Genomic DNA, 19,417 nt, shown 5'->3' on the forward strand with positions numbered 1-19,417 from the left:
CTTTTTCATTGAGAACGGCGTTATCGTATAAGGATGGAGTAAATAACCTATAAAGATGAATTAAATCCCCCAAAACACGACAGCGTTTTCATAGTAAGGTGATGGTAACACGCATTGGGGGCTGGTCAACATGTCGAATAAGCTGATGCATAAGATTCTTCTAACGTTCGGAATTTGGATATCCATGTCGGCGTTGACGGGATGCTCGCTGCTTCCTGTAGAAGAAGAGGAGCTTGCGCCTCCGCTCGTCGAGCCGGTGAAGGAGACGCTGAACGTTTTCGAAGCGAAGCGGGCCGCTATCGTCAAACAAATCAGCGGGGTGGCGACCTTTGCCTCCGACAAGACAGACTACTTGTATTACAAGACAGCGGCGGGAAAGCTGTTATCGCTCAATGTCAAGCTGGGAGATAAAGTGAGCAGCGGGGACGTTGTTGCCGTGACGGATACGGGGGAACTGGAAACGAAAATCCGCGTTCAGGAAATTGCCATCGAAAAGGCGAAAATTTCGCTGGTGCAGGAAATCGCCGACAAAGGAGCGGATGATCCTTCAGTCCAACTGAAGAAGCTCGATATGGAAAGTGCGCAAATCCAGTTGAATTCGCTGCAAAAGCAGCTGGAAAACTCCAAGCTCGTCGCATCGGTCGACGGCATCGTCACCTTCGTCGATTCGATAGAGCCCGGAGATGAAGTTGCCGCTTACAAACAAGTGGTCACGTTAGCCGATCCGAAGCAGATGAAGCTGATCTATACCGCTTCCAGTCAGAACGACCTGGCGGGTGTGGAAATCAACATGGACGTTACGGTAAAAATCAAGGACAAGACGTACCCGGGCAAAGTCGTACAGACGCCGATGACCGCAGCTCCAAGCGATAACAAGGTGGTGCAGGATAAGAACAATAAATCCCTTGTCATCGATGTGGAGGGATTGCCCGATGACGTGACCATCGGCTCGCAGGCGGATATCACCATCGTTACGGAGAGCAGAGACCATGTGATCGTCATCCCGAGAGCGGGATTGCGCAGTTATATGGGGCGCGATTATGTGCAAGTGCTTGAAGGGGAAAGCCGCAAGGAAATCGACGTGGAGAAGGGAATTGTCGCTGCGACGGAGGTGGAGATCCGCAAGGGCGTAAGCGAGGGCCAAAAAATCATTTTGGCGAACTAGGAGGCTAAGACATTGGCGATTTTTACGATGATCCTGCGCAAAATGATCAATAATAAATGGCTGGAGCTTAGTCTGCTGTTCGGGTTGATTATATCTGTCGCATTGACAAGCAGCATGCCGATTTATACGAATGCGATTTTGCAGCGTCTCTTGATCCAGGAACTTCAGCAGCTTCAGGCAAGCTTCGGCCAATATCCCGGCATTTATTGGCTGTCGGCTCACCTGCCTGCGGAAGATAAGGAGAAAAGCGTCAAGCTGGCGAAATCGGATGCATTCCTTCAAACGATGGGCGAAAGGTTCGGTATTCCGGAGCAGTATTATGTTCGCGAACGAGCCACTCAGCGTTATAACGTCACTCCGGCGGAACCGGACAAGGTGGATACGACCCGGCAGCGGTCGGCCGATATTACGGCTATCGACGGATTGGAGAAGCATATCCGGCTTGTTGACGGCCGGCTTCCGGCCAAAGAACCGGTGAATGGAGTATATGAAGCGCTCGTCGTCCCGGAGGCGCTGACGGAGCTCGGTATGGTGCTGGATACCGTGTTTATCATTCGGGATGAGAGCAACCAGACAGAAGTTCAGATTAAGCCGGTAGGAGTCTTGGACCGAAGCAATTACTCGGATGTGTTCTGGTACAACATTCCAAGCAGCTATAAGAACAGCTTTATTATTGATTACGGCCTGTTTGAAAAAGATTTTACTGCAGGGGGCAAGCTGCAGATCCAATCCAGCTATTGGTATTGGGCGCTCGATTACACGAAGATGACGCTGCCGACGATCAACACGTTTATTGCCGCGCATTTTCAAATCGACAAGCATATGGATGAGCTCTACGAAAATCACAATTACAACGCCCCTGCATTGAAAACGCTTGGAGCGTACTATGTCAAAGAAGCGAATTTGAAAATCATGCTGTGGTCGCTCAACGTTCCTGTCGTATTGATGCTTGGTTTTTACCTTTATATGGTAGCCAATCTGATCACGGAAAGGCAGAAGACGGAGATCGCCGTATTGCGGAGCCGTGGCGCGAGCCGCCTGCAAATTATTATGGGCTATGCGGTCGAGGGCTTGGTGCTTGGAATAGTCGCTTTTTTCGTCGGACCTTATGCCGGGATGTACTTGACCAAGATGCTGGGAGCATCCAGCGGATTTCTGGAATTCGTGCAGCGCGCCAAGCTGGACGTATCGCTGAACAGGGAGGCGTTTCTGTATGCATTGATCGCCGTAGGCAGCTCCCTTGTCATGACGCTCATTCCCGTCCTGCTGGCCACGAAAATGACGATCGTCGGGCATAAGCAGCAGTCCGCAAGGCAGAAAAAAAGCTCGTTCTGGCATACGTACTATATCGACGTAATTGTCATTGGAATTGCTCTGTACGGCTTGTATAACTACAAGAGCCGTATCAAGGACCTGCTCTCGCTCGGCTTGAAATCCGGAGATTTGCGGGTCGATCCGCTGCTGTTTCTTATTCCCGCGCTGTTCATTCTGGGGATGGGGCTGCTCGTGCTTCGGCTGTACCCGTGGATGATGCGTCTGATTTACAGCTCGGGCCGCAGATGGTGGTCTCCGTCGATGTATTTTACGCTGCTGCAGGTTAGCCGTTCCTCGACTCAGTATCAATATATTATGGTGTTTCTGATCATTACGATCGCTACGGGACTGTTCAGTGCCAGCGCAACGCGAACGATTAACAAAAATACGACGGACAAGATCCGCTATGCGGCCGGAGCCGATATTACGATGCAAATCCGCTGGGAGAACGACGCGCCTCCGGCTATTCTTACCGGCCTGCTCAGCGAGGAGGGAGACGAATCGGCGGAAGACGATGCGGAAGCAGCAACGCCGCACAAGACGCAGTACACCGAGCCTTCGTTTCTGCCGTTCACGCAGCTGCCTGGGGTAGAGCATGCCGCGAAGGTGTTTATTAGGAAAGACGCGTCCTTTGCCAAAGGGAAGACGCAGGATACGGTTGAACTGATGGGCATTGAGACCAAGGATTTCGGGCAAACCGCCTGGCTGCGGTCGGGGCTGCTGGATCATCATTTCTACGACTATTTGAACCTGATTGCCGCCAAACCGTCCTCCGTGCTGATTTCCCGATCCATGGCTGAAGATTACGGCGTTAAGACGGGGGATACGATTACCGTCGGCTGGTCGGGTGTTGAAGGAGCCCAGTTCACCGTTTACGGAATTATCGATTATTGGCCTTCTTGGAATCCTAACCCTGGAGCGAACGACACGGTGACGGTAACCTCCAAAGCGGGAACGACAACCAAAGTGAAAAAGCCGATGCTCATCGTCGGCCATTTGTCATACATTCAAAATAATTTGGCATTGGAGCCTTATGAAGTTTGGCTGAAGCTTCAAGAAGGAGCCGGCAGCCAGGCGGTGTACAAGGCGGTTTCCGACCACGGCTACGAGATCGAATCGCTTCGCGATGCCAAGCAGGAGCAGATCAAGGCGATTAAAGACCCGTTCCAAATGGCGATCAACGGCGTGATGACGCTCGGCTTCCTTATTTCCGTTTTCATTTGCTTTTTCGGTTTTTTGCTGTACTGGATTTTATCGCTGCGTGCCCGAACGCTGCAATTCGGGATATTAAGGGCTATGGGCATTTCTTTTTTTCAGCTGCTGGTCATTTTGATCGGCGAGCAGGTATTGATATCCGGAGCGGCGATCGGAATCGGTGTTATGACAGGGGGCATCGCGAGCCAGCTGTTCGTGCCATTGTTTGAAATGTCGTTCGATCCGAAGACGCAGGTGCCGCCGTTTAAGGTAACGTTCGATCCGCACGATCAAGTGCGTCTGTACTGGATTGTTACCGTTATGATTGCCGTCGCGCTAATGATTCTGGCGCATATCGTTTCGAGAATCCGCATTCATCAGGCTGTCAAGCTTGGAGAGGATTAAATGAACAAATTATATGGAGAAGGAGCATTCGGATGATGAGCATGATCACTAAAAATCAAAAGTTAATACCCGATACGTTAATGTTGGAGGAGCGGGCAGGCCACGTGCTTCATGCCATTATCGGCATGTCGGATGAGGACCATCAGCATATCCCGTTCTTTGCCGCCAATTTATTGGAGCAGCCGGCTTATTTGACTCATGGGGATTGGGACTACGGCTCCAGCCACGGCCGTCTGATCGATGCCCTGGTCTTGGCCAGGCATATGTCGGGAGAGGAGAGGGGACTGGATATCGAAGCCAAGTACCGCGAGAACTTCCTCGGTTTTTTCAAGGACGACGGACTGAGCTACCGGATGAAAAATCCGAAAGCGCCATGGGAGCCGACCGCCAACTTAATCGATCAGCGAGCGGTTATTCTCGCGTTGACTTCTTGGTATATGTCGACGGGAGACCGCAAAATTAAAAGCGTGGCCGACAAGCATGTCGCCGCATTGAAGCGGATCGCGGTCAAGGAACGGGATGTATGGTATTACCCTGCTTCGGAATATACCGTGAACGGCTGGCCGTCCAACAATGCCGTGCAGCTGCGGCTTGCCCCGGACCCCGCCGCATTCTGCGGGCGCTTGATTATGCCGCTGCTGAAGTACCATGAGCTGACCGGCAATACGGATGCTTTTGAGCTATGCCAATATTTTGCGGCATTGATCGTACAGCGCAGCGGGGTGTTTAACCCGGACGGCAGCTTTAACGATGCGCTTGCTTACCGCAGCGGCCATTTCCATACGCGCATTGGGACGCTTGACGCCTTGGCCCGCTTTGCTTGGTTTACTCGCGATGCTTCGCTCACGCATTTCGTCAAAAAGAGCTATGACTGGGCGCTTACATGGAGCACGGCGTTCGGCTGGACGCCGGGAGATATGCACGATCAGGCTTTTGAGCATGAAACCTGCTCTCTGGTCGACCTCATCTCGACAGGGATTATGCTGGCGCAAAGCGGATATACCGAATATTGGGCGGTCGTCGAGCGGTTTCTGCGCAACCATCTGACGGAATCGCAGCTGCTCGACCTGGATTGGGTCGTCAGCCTCGATCATAAAGATGCGGACGACGTCGGTCTCAAATCGTTCTATAACGTGGCCGAGCGGGCGCGGGGCGCCTTCGCCGGTTATTCCGCTCCGAACGACTTCTGCTGCGACAAGCACGGAGGGAGGGGCCACACAAGCGATCTCCAAACCTGCTGCATCGGCTCGGGTACCCGCGGGCTGTTCATGGGCTGGAGCAATACTATGACTGAAAACAACGGCACGGTCAGCGTGAACTTCCTGCTCAACAGAGGATCGCGCTGGCTGGATGTGAGCAGCCATCTGCCGCATGAAGGCAAAGTCGTGCTGGACATCCATCAGAACATACCTAAGCTTCTGCTGCGCATTCCGGATTGGGCGGGATACGCCAAAGTAATGATTCAAAGAGAATTGGACGGTACTGCGCACACGCAATCCGGCAGCGACCCGAGCATGTGGGTGAAGCAGCGTTTTCTTGATTTGGGCGAGACGCGTAAAGGCGAAACGATAACGGTAACGTTCCCGGTCAGCAAGCGGCAAACTGTCGAAAAAGCGATGGGAGAAGAATTCGTTACTCAGTGGCGCGGTGACGATGTCGTTCATTTAAGCCCGGAAGGAACGCATCATCCGTTCTACAATCATCGGCAAATCTTCGATAAAGCTCCGATGAAGATGGGCCAATACCGTAGACTTGAGCAGGAATATTACTGGTAAACCGGCGGTTGGTTTTCGGCTGCCGTTCCGTTCGGGGCGGCAGCCGGTCCCTTGGCTCAGAAAGAAAAATATACCTATAAACATGCAAGAAACAGCCTATAACGAACTTATGGTTTCATACTATTTTATATACAAGACAAATGTTGACATATGAAATTACTATGAAAAGAAGGTGCGAAATGAAAAAGAAAACGCAAAAGAAAAAGTTTGTATCAGCTATCGTATCGTTATCCCTACTATCCATGTCCATGATGTCGGTGGTCGTTTATGCCGATACGAATGCGGCGGCAAATGCTGAGGTAGAGACTGTAAATAGTGAAACCGACGCTGAGGCTGCCCCAGCAGTTGAGAGAGAGGCCGAAGCTGGAGCTCAGGACGTGACAGCTACTGCGATCGGGACGGAAAATTTGGCGGATCAATACAACGATTTGAAAGCGCTGCCCGATGAGTTGAAGAACAGGTTCAACTTCTTCCTGGCCAAGGGTGTGCTGCAAGCGGAAGCTGAAGACGATTTCGGCATCGATCAAATGATTACTCGCAGCGAGTTCGTAAGAGTAAGCGAGACGATTTTTGCCAGCGAGGATGATGAAGCGCTTACAAATAAATTCCGGACCGAATTTGAAAAGCTGGGCTTGATTACGAGCGACGGTATGGTGGTCGACGGAGACAGCAACATTTCCCGGCAGGATTTCGCCAAATATTTGATTTACGGTATCGGCAAAGCGGATGAAGCAAGGAAAGTGACGCCGATTACGGACGCAAGCCCTTCCAATTTGGACAAGGTTTCCAATACGTTAGCGCGGTTCGTTACGATGGCGCTGCAATTGAACATTATGCAAAATCAGGATGACGGACATTTCTACGGCGACCGGATGGTGACGCGAAGAATGCTCGTGGAGTCGGCTTATGAAGCGAAGCGGGTTTACGAAGAGCTCACTATGATCGAAGAGGGTAAAATTTCCGTTACTGAAGCGAAGCCGACCGGTGCGAGAAAAGTAACGGTGGCCTTCGACAAAGCCGTTGATTCGACCAAATCGTCAAGAGCGGTATTAACCGTGAAAAAGGACGGAGTCGAGTGGCCTGGAACATTAGCTTGGTCGGAAGATAAAAAATCCGCTACGATCACATTGGAATCCAAGCTGCGGAAAGGAAGCTACACGGTTGAATTGTCCGGACTCGACGATGACAGCGTAGAAACGAAAACGGCCGAATTTACTGCGGAGGATGAACGTGCGGAAAAGCTGGAGTTCGTAAACTCGTCGGACCAGCTGCCTCGTTCCAAAGTTATCGTCGACTTTAGGCAGCTGAACCAGTATGGAGAGCAAACCGAAGCGGCCGCCGGTATGTTCGATGTGTATGCCTCGAGAATATCGGTTAGCAACGTTCCCCGCGAGCAGGCGTTCAAGCTGGATTTATCGGAAGAAAAACGCGGCAGCAGCATTATGGTATCGATCTATGACAGAACGAATGATTTGCGGGTGAATAAGTCGTTCGTTATCGGAGATTTTGCAATCGTATCGAAAATTAAACTAGGCAAGCTTGCCATTCACGGCAGCAAACAATATTTGCAGCCGGGCAATAAAGCCTACTTATCGTTCACGGCGTACGATCAATACGGCTACCGGATGGACAATCTGGAGGATTTGGAAACCGGCATTTACAAGCGTGTCGAGGGAGAATCTTTGTTCTCTAATATGAAGGACAACACGTTTGAGGATTACGATAACGACGGGTATCCCGAGCTCGTACTGGAAACCTACTCCGATTTCAAGCACGATACGTCATCTGTTCTTCATCTGATGTCCATGGGGTCGGGGGAAGACGCGAGTTTGCGAATTAGTGTGGTGACGCCGAAGGTTCCAGCGAGCGTGGAAGTGAAGGAGCCGTCCGGCGTCATTGCGGAGGGGGATAAGAACCTATCGCTTGAATTAATTGTGCGCGATGCCGAAGGATACGTATTCAGCACGCAAGAAAAGCTGGACTTATATAAGTCCGGAGAGCTTCAGGTAAGAAGCACGGGAGGCATTAAGCTCCCTTCCTCCAGCGATGGTGGAGCCGTTAACAGTGGGGGCAATATAGCGATATTGGAAGCTACAGGTTCAGGTAAAGCTTCGATTGAGGCCTCCTTGAGGGACAGCGGTCAAAAAACCGTCCGCGATTTGGATGTGAAAGACGAACGAGTACCTGTCACGCTGGAGAGGCTCGATTTTGATCAAACGCATGTGTATAGGCTGATTCCTGAAGCCAATAAAGGTTTTACTTTTAAATTTAATATTAAAGATCAATACGACGAGGTATTTACTCCAACAAGCAACGAATATCAGATGGAATACGAGCTTAAACGGATCGGCGGCGATGAAGGTGCATATACCGGTAAAGCGACCGGTGGCGGCAAGCAGGCAATCAACGATGCAAATCCGGTTATAAGGCAGTTAGCGAAGGATGCGGCCGGCAAAGGAGTCGAAGTGACGCCAGCAACCAAAAAACTGGGAAGCTACTCCTTAACGGCAAGATTGGTCAAAGCGAAGCAGGATTCTAAGGAAACCGATCCGACGAAGTGGCCGATTGCCGCTGAAATAAGCTCGATGACGGCGAGGACGCAGAGCTTTACCTGGGCCGAGCTCAACAGCAAGGACAGGGAGCTTAATTACTACGCGGAGATGGATTCAAGTTATTTTGCAGTCGGTAAATTCTTAATCGATCAAGGTATCATTCAGAGATCGAATAAGGAAAAAAAGATAGCCATCGAAAGCGATGCCAAATACATTTTAGCTAACAAGAGCAATTTAGTGAAAGATTTTAAAAATATAGTAGCAAAGGATAAGGATGGATTTGATATTTCGATTCCGACTCCAAAAATAACGAGTGTGGTTTTTTCCACTCCGAATATTGTCTCCGTGGATAATCCGAGCGACCCTAAGAAAATTGTTGCACTGAATCCGGGCAGCACGACCGCGCTTATCGGATTCACTACTCCTAACGGTACCAAGACAGTCCAGATGAATTTAACCGTGTTTGCTTCTGATTTGAAATTTAGCGAACTCAAATATAGCGGGGCAAAAACAATATCGCCTTCGGATATCAACGATTATTATATTTGGGATACTAAGTTTAGTAACCTGCAAGTAAAAGATGACCTTAATAATACATTTACAAATACAGCAGATAAATCCCAGAATAAAAATTCGGAGATGGCGACACCATTTTTAGACTTATTCGGCGTCAGTATCACGCTTGCTGACGTGACTTATAAAGCGGGCACGAAGGAAGAGGACAAGGATACCTTGTACATGACCGATGATTACAAGCTTGTCTTTAAGCCGAAGAGCGGCCAATATTCTATGGACAAAGTGAATTTGCAAGGCTTCACAATCAAGGCCGTAGGGCCCGACCAAAAGGAAAAGAATGTGGTCGTTACTTTGAAATAATCCAGCGTTTCTTCTTCCGGTTTTCTCCTCCTTTTAAATAGACCTGGCCTCTGCCTTCATAAGGCGGAGGCAATTTTTTTGGTCCAAATAAGGCTGAGCGCAATCCGCCTATAATCAAGATCGGATTTACTAATTCTTTGCATCGAGTAGCTTTGTATACTTACAGTAGAATGGAGGGAATGCATTGTGGCGAGAAAAAGATATGTCATATGCGGGGTAAGCACGAGAGCGAACGGAATGTTCATCCGTTCCATGCTGGAGACGTTCCAGCCCTACTGCGAAATTGTCGGGCTGCTCGACGCCGATCCGGGCAGGTTCGCCAATTGCTTCCGCAAGTTTCCCGCATTGAACGGACTGCCCGTCTACGCTCCGGAGCAATTCGAGCGAATGATTGAGGAGACGAAGCCGGATGTCGTCATCGTAGCCGGAGCTGATCACACCCATGCCGAGTATATCGTCAAGGGTCTGGAGCATCACTTGGACGTTATTTCGGAGAAGCCGATGGTTACGACCAGCAGTGACTGTCGTAGGGTGTTGGAGGCGCAAAACGGCAGTAGAGGAACGCTCTACGTCGCCTTTAACTATCGCTATGCTCCGATCCATACGAGAATAAAAGAGCTGGTGCTTGAGGGGAAAGTGGGGAAGGTAACCTCCGTCGATCTGAACTGGTATTTGGATACGTATCACGGGGCGAGCTATTTCAAACGGTGGAATCGCAAAAGACAAAATTCCGGAGGCTTGTCCATACATAAAAGCACGCATCATATCGACCTTGTCAACTGGTGGATCGATCAAAAGCCGCTGGAGGCGTTTGCGTACGGCGCCCTTCATTATTTCGGACCGGAAGGCGAGCTGAATCCGGCCAGGGAAGACGGCAGATATTGCGGCACCTGTCAAGTGAAGCAGCGCTGTCAATATTTTATGCGCTGGTCTACCCGCAGCAAGGAAGTGGTTCCGGAGGACGATCATCTGACGCAGCTGGATGTGAAACCGGGAGCTTATACCGGCTACCGGGCGGACGGCTGCATTTTCGATTCCGAGATCGACATTGAAGATACCTATACTGCGGTAGTCAAATACGATAAAGGAGCGATGCTGAGTTATTCGGTTAATTTCTCCCTGCCGTATGAAGGCTACCGATTGGCTATTAACGGCACCAAAGGCCGCATTGAAACGCAGGAAGTTCTCTCCAAGCGCGCCGGTTATCCGGTGCCGGAGCAGACGATCGATTATTACCCTCTGTTCGGAGGCAAGGAGACGATTCATGTCGTCCCGCGTCCCGGAGGCCATGGAGGAGGAGATCCGCTGCTCCTGGAGGATTTGTTCCTTGGCGCCGATCCGCTAAGAACGTATCCGATTATGGCGGGAGCGGAGGCGGGGGCGTACTCGGTGTTGACCGGCGAAGCGATATGGAAGTCGGCTCAAACCGGGCAGCCCGTTCGTATAACGGAGCTGCTGGCCGGGAAGACGATGACCGGGGCGACCGGAACTCATTAACGGAAGAAGGAGAGATTACGATAGTGTACGATAAATTTGAAAATGTGGGCATCGCTCACTTCGATGTGAAAAGCCAGCTGCCGCGTTGGGTATACGAGGCGGCTATGCGCGCAGCCAAGCGGGGAGAGGAAGCGCGGCTTGCGATCAAAGACCGTCAGGCGCTGCAGCAGAGACAGCAGCAGATCCGCGAAGGGCTGGAGAGATGTATCGGAGGCATGCCCGCCTCCGATACGCCGTTGAATGCCAAGGTGACAGGCACGGTGGAAGGCAACGGATTCCGCGTGGACAAAGTGATTTTTGAACCGAGACCGGAAGTGTACGCAACTGCGAATGTATATATACCCGATGGGATTACGGAACGAAGAGGGGCCGTGCTGCTGCTGTGCGGACATAGGGAACAGGCGAAGCATTGCGACGAATATCAGACGGTATGCTATTATCTGGTCCACGCCGGACTCGTCGTGATGGCTCTGGACCCGGTGGGACAGGGAGAACGGTTCGGGTACTATGATCCGCAGACGGACCAGGCTCCGATGACCAGCGTGACGGAGCATGAAAATGTCGGCCGCCAGTGTATGCCGCTCGGCGACAGTCTGGCCCGTTATATGCTGCACGACGCCATGCGCGCCGTCGATTATTTGAGTGCTCGCCCCGAGGTTGACCCGCAGCGGATCGGGGTTACAGGCCATTCCGGGGGCGGCACCCAAACCTCGCTGCTTATGATGTACGATACGCGTATTGCAGCCGCAGCGCCGGGCGGTTTTATTATGAACCGTCCTTACTTTTTGCTGACGGGCAAGGCGCAGGATGCGGAGCAGAAGTGGCCGGGTTTCTCCGCTTACGGCTTCGATCACGAAGATATTGTGCTGGCGATGGCTCCCCGTCCCGTAATGATTCTTGCCACTACCTACGATTCGGTGCCTATCGAAGCGCCTCGTCATACGGTCGGGGTCAACCGCCGCTTTTGGGATATGTTCGGCCGAGGCGAAGATCTGCAGCTATTCGAGGATGAGAATGTGCACCGGTTCACGGTGCCTCTGGCTAAGGCGGCGGCAGCCTTTTTCTCCAACTATTTGAATGGCAGTGCCGTAACTCCGGCCGAGGAGCAAATTGAGCTGATACCGAGTGAACAGCTTCTGTGCACAAAGAGCGGTCAGGTCATCGGAGAGCTTGCAGGAGCGAAAAGCGTCTTTGCGGAAAATGTGGATAGATTAGCTTTATTTGAAGGAAAGCGGGCAGCGCTTGGCGAGGAAGAACGGAAAAGTCGGGCTATGGCTTGGCTGAAACGGACGGTGTTCTATAACAGGCAGTTGTGCGATTTGAATCCCCGTCCCTCGGGGGGAGGCGAAGTGGGACAGCTATGGGTGCTCCGCTCCATCTGGTGGAGTCAGCCTGGGCTGCTTAATCATGCGCTGCAGTTTTATGATTCCAGGCTTCACGGTCAGAAGCTGCCGGTGACGATTGCCGTGTGGGACGGCGGGTCCAGTCAGCTGGAGGCCCATGCCCAATGGATTGAAGAGACATGTGCGGCTGGCCGAATTGCGTTCGTTCTGAATCCGACCGGAATCGGCCCGCTGCTCCCGCACCTCAACTCGCCGACGGATCGGCCGTTCAAACGGTTTGGCATTATCGACCGGCATACCGATGAAATGATGTGGCTCGGCGACAGCATGGCCGCCGTGCGCACCTATGATGTTCTGCGAGCCGTTCAGTTGGCGTTCTCTCTCAAAAATATTGACCCGAGCGACATCCGACTGTACGGTCATGGGAAATACGGCATGTATGCAGCGCTGGCGGCTTTGCTGGACCCACGAGCAGCATCGGTTCGAATGGACGAATGCATGAACAGCATAGCCGATTGGATCAGGGAACCGTTCTATGACGAAACGGATTCGCTCAGCTTCATTATGCCGGGAATGCTTCGTTATTTGGATTTGCCGGATGCCCGGCAATGGCTCGACCGCGACGGGCGGCTGGAGGGAACTGGAAGTCCGGTCGATCGGCTCGGCGCGAACAGCCATTCGGCAAGCTAAACAAGAGGAGGAAGGTAACTATGACAACGATAGCCGCAATTTATACAGGGCAAGGATTGGCAGAAAGAATTCAGCCGTTGTTTCGCGAAGAGCTTCCCGGCTGCCGTCTGGTGACGCTGCTGGACGATAGCCTCATCGCCGAAGTCATTCGGGAAGGACGGGTAACGCCGGGAGTAACCCGCAGGCTGTTCCAATATTACAGGCATGCCGAGGAGCTCGGAGCCGACGTCATTTTCAATACCTGCTCGTCCGTCGGCGAAGTGGCCGATTGGGCGAAGCCGATGATCGGTGTGCCTATTGTGAAAATTGACGAAGCGATGGCGCAGCAAGCTGTGCAGGGCTTCGATCGAATCGGAGTGCTGGCTACGCTGCCCACTACGTTGGAGCCGACTCGCAGGCTGCTGCAAAAGGAAGCGGAATTGAAGGGCCGCAGTGTAAATATTGCCGATGCTCTGGCAGAGGGAGCGTATCAGGCGTTAACGTCGGGGCAGCCGGAGGAGCATGACCGCCTCATTTTGGAGGCCGCCAAGAAAGCGGCGGAGCAAGCGGATGTGCTCGTATTGGCGCAAGGCTCCATGATCCGGATGGAAGAAGCATTGCGGCAGGCGACCGGGCTCCCCGTGTATTCCAGTCCTCGCCTCGGCATTATCGCCGTCAGGGAACAGCTGGAGCGGATGGGCAAGGTGAACGCGCGATGAGCAGCCCGATTGTCGCTACTTATTTGCTGGAAACGGCCTTCTCATTGGAGCAGGCTGCGGAGATTATCGTCAGCGAGCAGTCCACAGGGACTTTCATGCCGATTGCGGGTGAGACGGAAAGCTTGAAGGAACGGCACCGGGCGCGTATTTTGTCCATTCAGCCGCTGGAGAGCTCGCCGTTTCCGTCTCTTCCGGGAGCCAAGATTCCTTCGGGAAGCAAAGGAGAATATAAGAGGGGCATCGTCCAAATCGCCTTTCCTTATGAAAATATCGGCCCCTCCATTCCTAACGTGTTGGCTACAGTGGCAGGGAACTTGTTCGAGCTGGAAGAACTATCCGGCATACGGCTAATCGATCTCGAACTTCCGGAAGCTTTCAGCGAGCGGTATGAAGGGCCGCGCTACGGGATCGGCGGGACAAGAGAAATGACCGGCGTCTACGGCAGGCCGATTATCGGAACGATCATTAAGCCGAATGTCGGCCTGCCTACCGAGCAGCTGCGTCTGATCGTCCGCGAATTGGCCTCGGCCGGAATCGATTTTATCAAAGACGACGAGGTACACGGAAACCCTCCTTATGCCCCTCTTGCTGAGCGAGTTAAGGCAGCAATGGAAGAAATCGAGAGAGCGGCTGACCGGACCGGTAAAAAGACGATGTACGCCTTCAACATTACGGACGATATCGAGCCGATGCTGCGCCATCTGGAAACGGTGCAGCGTCATGGCGGCAATTGCGTGATGGTAAGCATTAACAGCATCGGCTTGGCCGGCGTGGCGCATCTGCGCAAACATGCGCAGGTCTGTATACACGGTCACCGCAATCAATGGGGAATGATGTCGAGATATCCTTATCTCGGCATGTCGTTCGCCGCCTACCAGAAGCTGTGCCGTCTGAGCGGGGTCGATCATTTGCATGTGAATGGGCTGAACAATAAATTTTATGAAGATAATGCTTCGGTCATTGACGGAGTCCGCGGTTGCCTGACACCGATTCGCGACGAGTCGGACAGAGTACTTCCGGTGCTTTCCTCGAAGCAATGGGCCGGATCGGCTCCGCAAACATACCGTGAGCTGCAGACGGTCGATGTAATGAACATCGCCGGAGGCGGCATTCACGGTCATCCCGGAGGCTTCGGTGCCGGCTTCCGCAGCTTCGTGCAGGGCTGGGAAGCGGCGCTCGCGGGCGTACCGCTGGAGGAATATGCCGCCGGTCGTCCGGAGCTGCGGCAGGCGCTCGATTTGCTGGGGTAAACCCGAAGCGGGAAGGTGAGAGTCCAATGCGGATTTGTTATTACGGAGACGATTTTACGGGATCGACGGATGTGTTGGAAGCGTTGACGAGGGGAGGGCTGCGCGTCATCTTATTCATGGAAGTGCCGGACAAGGCGCTGTGGGACGCCAAATTCGCCGGCTACGACGGCTTCGGGGTCGCCGGAGTCAGCCGTACGATGCGGCCGGATGAAATGGAGCGCGCTTTGCCCGAGGTGTTTAAAGCGTTGCGGGTATTCGGCGCTCCCATCACCCATTATAAAGTATGCTCTACCTTCGATTCCTCTCCTGAGACCGGCAGTATCGGCAAAGTGATCGAGCTTGCGCAGAAGCATTTTCCGGATAGACCCTATATCCCTGTCATAGCGGGTTCTCCTGTGCTCGGGCGCTATACCGTCTTCGGCAATCATTTTGCCGCCGTCGGAGATCATGCCGTACGGCTGGACCGGCATCCCAATTTGCGAAAGCATCCGATTACTCCGATGAACGAGGCGGATCTGAGGCTGCACTTGGCTAGGCAGACGGAGCTGACCATTGAGCTCATGGATATCATTAGTCTGGAGCAAGAGGGAGAGCTGCTGGAGGAGGCCTACCGCAAGCTGCTGGCGAAGCAGCCGGATATTGTTTTGTTCGACGTGCTGAACGAACGGCATCTGCGCAGCATCGGTGCGCTGCTGACGCGGGAAAGCGGGAAGACGCCGCTGTTTGCCGCCGGCTCCTCGGGCGTGGAGTATGCGCTCGTTGCTCACTGGCAGAGTACCGGCGAGCTGCCTTCCGAGTATCTTATGGCGCCTGCGGACGCTGTGGACCGGCTGCTCGTCATCTCCGGCAGCTGCTCGCCCGTTACGCAGGCGCAGATTGAGTGGGCGCTGGCGCATGGCTTCACGGGCATAAAGGTTCCGGCGGAGCTCTGCATGGCGGAAGACGATGAGGCGTCCGAGGCGCTGGCTCCCTTCCTGGAACAGGCAAGCAGATTGCTCGGTGTCGGCCACAGCGTCATCTTGTATACCGCGCTCGGGCCGGAAGACGATGCCATTGAGCGTACACAGGCGATGCTTAGAGAGCGTGGGCGAAGCACGGCGGCGAGCGGAGAGTTGATCGGCAGGCGTCTCGGCGCATTGGCGAGGGAGCTGATCTTGCGCACCAAAGTGAGAAGGCTGGTGCTGGCCGGAGGCGATACTTCGGGCTTTGCCGCTTCTCAATTGAATTTATACGCGCTGGAGATGATCGCGCCGGTCGTTCCGGGCGGACCGTTATGCCGGGCGTATTCGGAGGACGAAAGGCTGGACGGTCTGGAAGTGGTGTTGAAGGGAGGACAGGTCGGCCCGCCGGATTTCTTCGAACGGGTACGCACAGGGGGATAACGCGGGTTCGATGCGAATAAGATCAAGAGAAGCCTTTCAGGCTAGGATGGAATTGCGGGCAGGTGACGCGCGTTCTGGCCGGAAAGGCTTTTTGGGATAAATAAAATATAAAGGAAAATAATGGTTTACAACCTCGGTGTCATTTGTTAAAATGATCAAAAGGGAACATATGTTTCCATTTTTAGAAGAGTGGTGAAAAAGCATACTTCGCTAAGCGAGAGCAATCTGTAGAAGCGAAGCGTTCGCCTTTGAAAACGGATTCTCTCCATAGAAAAATGAAAAAACAATCCAAAGAATCCGATTTCAACTGCGATTGGAGGATCAAATGGACAGCGCAGCGGAATTTTTCACTACCCTTCTAAGGTAGTTATAGTAAAGTTTATTTTAAACTTTTCTCGCCCTTGGATTATATTTCCATAAGGCATAAGCTAGGTAAGGCCGAACGTCCAATGATGTTCGTACATATACTCGATGACAAGCTTGCAAAGACGTCCGAATCGGTAAGAAGAAGATGCCTTTAGAAAAAGGAGAGAACAGTTCATGTCGATTTTGGAAAAGCTCCCGCTTGCCGTAGAATCCCAGCTGGCCGCTCCGGCTTTATTCGCCGCTATGGCGGATGTGGATGAGCACGGCGGGCAGGGGGAACGGTGGCTGATCGTGACCGAGGACGAGGTGATGGTTTGCAGCCGCACTGGGGAACGGCTCGCGCAGCTGCTGGCGGCTCAGGTCGCCGATTGCCGCATCGTCAATGCGATCGGCGGCGGCACATTGACCGCGGACACGCCGAAGGGCCCGGTTGCGCTCGTCCGGTATACCTCCGGTCATGCCGGAAAATTCGGCTTTGCCGCCAGACTTATTAAAGCGCTTTCTGAAAATCAGCCGCTTCCTGCGGCGTCGGTCAAGGATTTGCCCCGCCGATGTAAGCAGTGCGGCACGCCGCTGCTGGAAGGCACTTCCGTATGCTCGGTTTGTACGGACAAAGGCAAGGTGGCCGTCCGGCTGCTGAGCTATGCCAAGCCTTACCGCGCGCAGATGACGACGGCCGCGCTGATGCTGATTGCCGCAACCTTGATGGAGCTGGTGCCGCCTTTTCTCACCAAGGTGATTGTGGATGACGTTTTGCAGCCGAAGACCGTCGGATTAGCCCTGCTCTGGTTTGTGCTTGGTCTTGCCGGGACGAGAATCATGCTGTCCGTCATGCAGACGCTGCGCGGCTATGTCGGCGTCTGGGTGGGCGGCAAGCTGATGGGGGATATCCGCAAAGATATTTATTCTTCGCTGATGCGGCTATCGCTCGGCTTTTTCGACCGGCGGCAAACGTCGCAATTTATCGGCAGGGTCAACAGCGATGCCGAAGCGATGAGACAGTTTTTGACCGACGGGGTCATGTGGATTTCCGGGCAGGTGCTGATGCTGGCGGCGATTATTGCGATGATGGTCAGTCTCGACTGGAAGCTGGCGATTTACGCGATTATCCCTACGCCGCTGATCGTGATTACCTCGATGATCATTTGGCCGACGATTCGCTCCCGCTGGCACCGTCATTGGAGAGCGATCAACCGGCTCAATATGCTGGTCGGCGATGCGCTGCAAGGCATTCGCGTCGTTAAGGCGTTCGGACAGGAACCAACGGAGATGAAGCGTTACGGCGAGGCGAACTTGGAGCTTGTGGAGCAAAATATTCGGGCCGACGGCATGTGGCAGGGCGTATTCCCGCTGTTTGCCCTTATTTCTACCTCAGGCGCCATTCTGGTATGGTATTTCGGGGGCTGGATGGTGCTGCGCGACCAAATATCGCTCGGTACGTTAATGGCGTTCACCGCTTACCTCGGGATGCTGTTCGGTCCGCTCCAATGGTTCAGCCAGGCGCTGAACTGGACCAGCCGGGCGATGGCTTCCGCCGATCGCGTATTCGAGATCATGGATACTCCTTCGGACGTGTCTGACGATATCGAGCCGGTTCCGCTGGATTGGGTGGAAGGCAGGGTCGTGCTGAACCAGGTATCCTACGGTTATGAAGCTCATCATCCCGTGCTGAAAAATATTAACTTGACGGTAGCCGCGGGTGAAATGATCGGTCTCGTAGGTCATTCGGGCGCAGGCAAATCGACGCTGATCAATATGATCTGCCGCTTCTACGACCCGACCCAAGGTCAGATCGCCATCGACGGGGTCCCTCTAAAGAAGATTAAGCAGGAGGACCTGCGCAAAAAAATCGGCGTCGTGCTGCAGGAAACCTTCTTATTCGACGGAACGATTACGGAAAATATCGCCTATTCCAAGCCGGATGCGACGCCGGAGGAGATCATGAGGGCGGCGAAGATCGCCAATGCCCACGATTTTATCGTGCGGCTGCCGGACGGCTACGATACAAAGGTGGGAGAGCGCGGACACCGGCTGTCGGGCGGCGAGAAACAGCGTATTGCAATCGCCCGGGCGATCGTGCACGATCCGCGCATACTGATCCTTGACGAAGCGACCGCTTCGGTAGATACGGAGACCGAAAGGCAGATTCAAGAAGCAATCTCTCGTCTTGTGAAGGGGAGAACGACATTCGCGATCGCCCACAGGCTGTCTACGCTGCGTAATGCCGACCGGCTGGTCGTGCTGGACAAAGGAGAGATCGTCGAGGTAGGAACGCATGAAGAGCTGCTCGATAAACAGGGAGTTTATTATAAATTGGTTGAAGCGCAGCGGGAGCTGTCCAAAATTAAGGGGGTGCAAAGCTGATGCGCGATCCATATGAAATCGTTATGCTGAATGCCGGCAGCGTATGGTTCGGGCGAAGCGAAGGGGGCGTTCTGCAAGCGGTTATCGACGGGGTGGAGTACCCGGAGGTGCTGCTGTATCGCTCCTATCCCTTTTCCCGGCCGATGGAGTACATATCCGTACGCACGCCGAAGGAGGAAGAAATCGGATTGATCCGAGAGCTTGAGGAGCTGGAGGCGGGAAGCCGGGAGGAAGCCGTACGGGAGCTGAATCTTCGATATTTGATCCCGCGGGTCACCCACATTGAGAGCATCGCGCAAAAACCCGCTCTATGGATATGGAAGGTGGAGACGACGCTCGGCGCTATGACGCTCGCGCTGCGCAACCTGCACGAGCATCTGCAGTCGCCCGCTTCCGGGCGTTATCTTATTACGGATATCGAGGGGCGCCGCTGTGAGATTGAGTCGGTAGAGGCTCTGGATTCGCACAGCCGCAAGCAGTGGAACAAAATTTTATAGCCGTATGAAATAGGGAAGACCCCTGGGCAACTGATGGAACGGGTTCGCA

Annotated in this window: 11 protein-coding genes; all 11 read left to right on the forward strand. The window is 53.3% G+C overall.

The window, feature by feature from the left end:
- Positions 1-130: 130 nt before the first annotated feature.
- The 11 genes from N0M98_RS06475 (at position 131) to N0M98_RS06525 (ending at position 19,368) form a co-directional block, all read left to right on the forward strand.
- Positions 131-1,165 carry an efflux RND transporter periplasmic adaptor subunit gene (locus N0M98_RS06475; protein ID WP_259617305.1) on the forward strand — a complete coding sequence of 345 codons (1,035 nt, stop codon included), beginning with the start codon at positions 131-133 and terminating at the stop codon, positions 1,163-1,165.
- A 12-nt stretch (positions 1,166-1,177) separates the two neighbouring features.
- A complete protein-coding gene (locus N0M98_RS06480) occupies positions 1,178-4,078 on the forward strand; it encodes an ABC transporter permease (RefSeq protein WP_259617306.1) in 2,901 nt (966 codons plus the stop codon).
- A 32-nt stretch (positions 4,079-4,110) separates the two neighbouring features.
- A complete protein-coding gene (locus tag N0M98_RS06485) occupies positions 4,111-5,853 on the forward strand; it encodes a glycoside hydrolase family protein (RefSeq protein WP_259617307.1) in 1,743 nt (580 codons plus the stop codon).
- 377 nt (positions 5,854-6,230) lie between these two features.
- Positions 6,231-9,281 (forward strand): hypothetical protein, encoded by a 3,051-nt coding sequence (locus N0M98_RS06490; protein ID WP_249863994.1) that lies wholly within the window; start codon positions 6,231-6,233, stop codon positions 9,279-9,281.
- A gap of 186 nt (positions 9,282-9,467) precedes the next feature.
- Complete coding sequence (locus N0M98_RS06495) at positions 9,468-10,778, forward strand: Gfo/Idh/MocA family protein (protein ID WP_259617308.1); 1,311 nt, start codon at positions 9,468-9,470, stop codon at positions 10,776-10,778.
- Positions 10,779-10,801: 23 nt separating this feature from the next.
- On the forward strand, positions 10,802-12,811 hold the full coding sequence (locus tag N0M98_RS06500) for an alpha/beta hydrolase family protein (protein WP_259617309.1): 2,010 nt from the start codon (positions 10,802-10,804) through the stop codon (positions 12,809-12,811).
- A gap of 20 nt (positions 12,812-12,831) precedes the next feature.
- On the forward strand, positions 12,832-13,509 hold the full coding sequence (locus N0M98_RS06505) for an aspartate/glutamate racemase family protein (protein WP_259617310.1): 678 nt from the start codon (positions 12,832-12,834) through the stop codon (positions 13,507-13,509).
- Complete coding sequence (locus tag N0M98_RS06510) at positions 13,506-14,759, forward strand: ribulose-bisphosphate carboxylase large subunit family protein (protein ID WP_259617311.1); 1,254 nt, start codon at positions 13,506-13,508, stop codon at positions 14,757-14,759. Before N0M98_RS06505 ends, N0M98_RS06510 begins: the two co-directional genes overlap by 4 nt.
- Before the next feature lie 26 nt (positions 14,760-14,785).
- The gene (locus N0M98_RS06515) at positions 14,786-16,141 is read left to right on the forward strand and encodes a four-carbon acid sugar kinase family protein (RefSeq protein ID WP_259617312.1); all 1,356 of its coding nucleotides are present in this window, start codon (positions 14,786-14,788) and stop codon (positions 16,139-16,141) included.
- Positions 16,142-16,681: 540 nt separating this feature from the next.
- Positions 16,682-18,871, forward strand: coding sequence for an ABC transporter ATP-binding protein (locus N0M98_RS06520; protein WP_249863987.1), 2,190 nt, complete (start codon positions 16,682-16,684; stop codon positions 18,869-18,871).
- Positions 18,871-19,368 (forward strand): DUF1854 domain-containing protein, encoded by a 498-nt coding sequence (locus N0M98_RS06525; RefSeq protein WP_249863986.1) that lies wholly within the window; start codon positions 18,871-18,873, stop codon positions 19,366-19,368. Before N0M98_RS06520 ends, N0M98_RS06525 begins: the two co-directional genes overlap by 1 nt.
- Positions 19,369-19,417 lie beyond the last annotated feature (49 nt).

This window comes from Paenibacillus doosanensis, from assembly GCF_025060755.1.
Classification (GTDB): Bacteria; Bacillota; Bacilli; order Paenibacillales; family NBRC-103111; genus Paenibacillus_S; species Paenibacillus_S doosanensis.

Coding starts and splice junctions, on each gene's coding strand:
- N0M98_RS06475 (WP_259617305.1), top strand. CDS start 131: ATGTCGAATAAGCTGATGCATAAGATTCTTCTAACGTTCGGAATTTGG.
- N0M98_RS06485 (WP_259617307.1), top strand. CDS start 4,111: ATGATGAGCATGATCACTAAAAATCAAAAGTTAATACCCGATACGTTA.
- N0M98_RS06505 (WP_259617310.1), top strand. CDS start 12,832: ATGACAACGATAGCCGCAATTTATACAGGGCAAGGATTGGCAGAAAGA.
- N0M98_RS06510 (WP_259617311.1), top strand. CDS start 13,506: ATGAGCAGCCCGATTGTCGCTACTTATTTGCTGGAAACGGCCTTCTCA.
- N0M98_RS06515 (WP_259617312.1), top strand. CDS start 14,786: ATGCGGATTTGTTATTACGGAGACGATTTTACGGGATCGACGGATGTG.
- N0M98_RS06520 (WP_249863987.1), top strand. CDS start 16,682: ATGTCGATTTTGGAAAAGCTCCCGCTTGCCGTAGAATCCCAGCTGGCC.
- N0M98_RS06525 (WP_249863986.1), top strand. CDS start 18,871: ATGCGCGATCCATATGAAATCGTTATGCTGAATGCCGGCAGCGTATGG.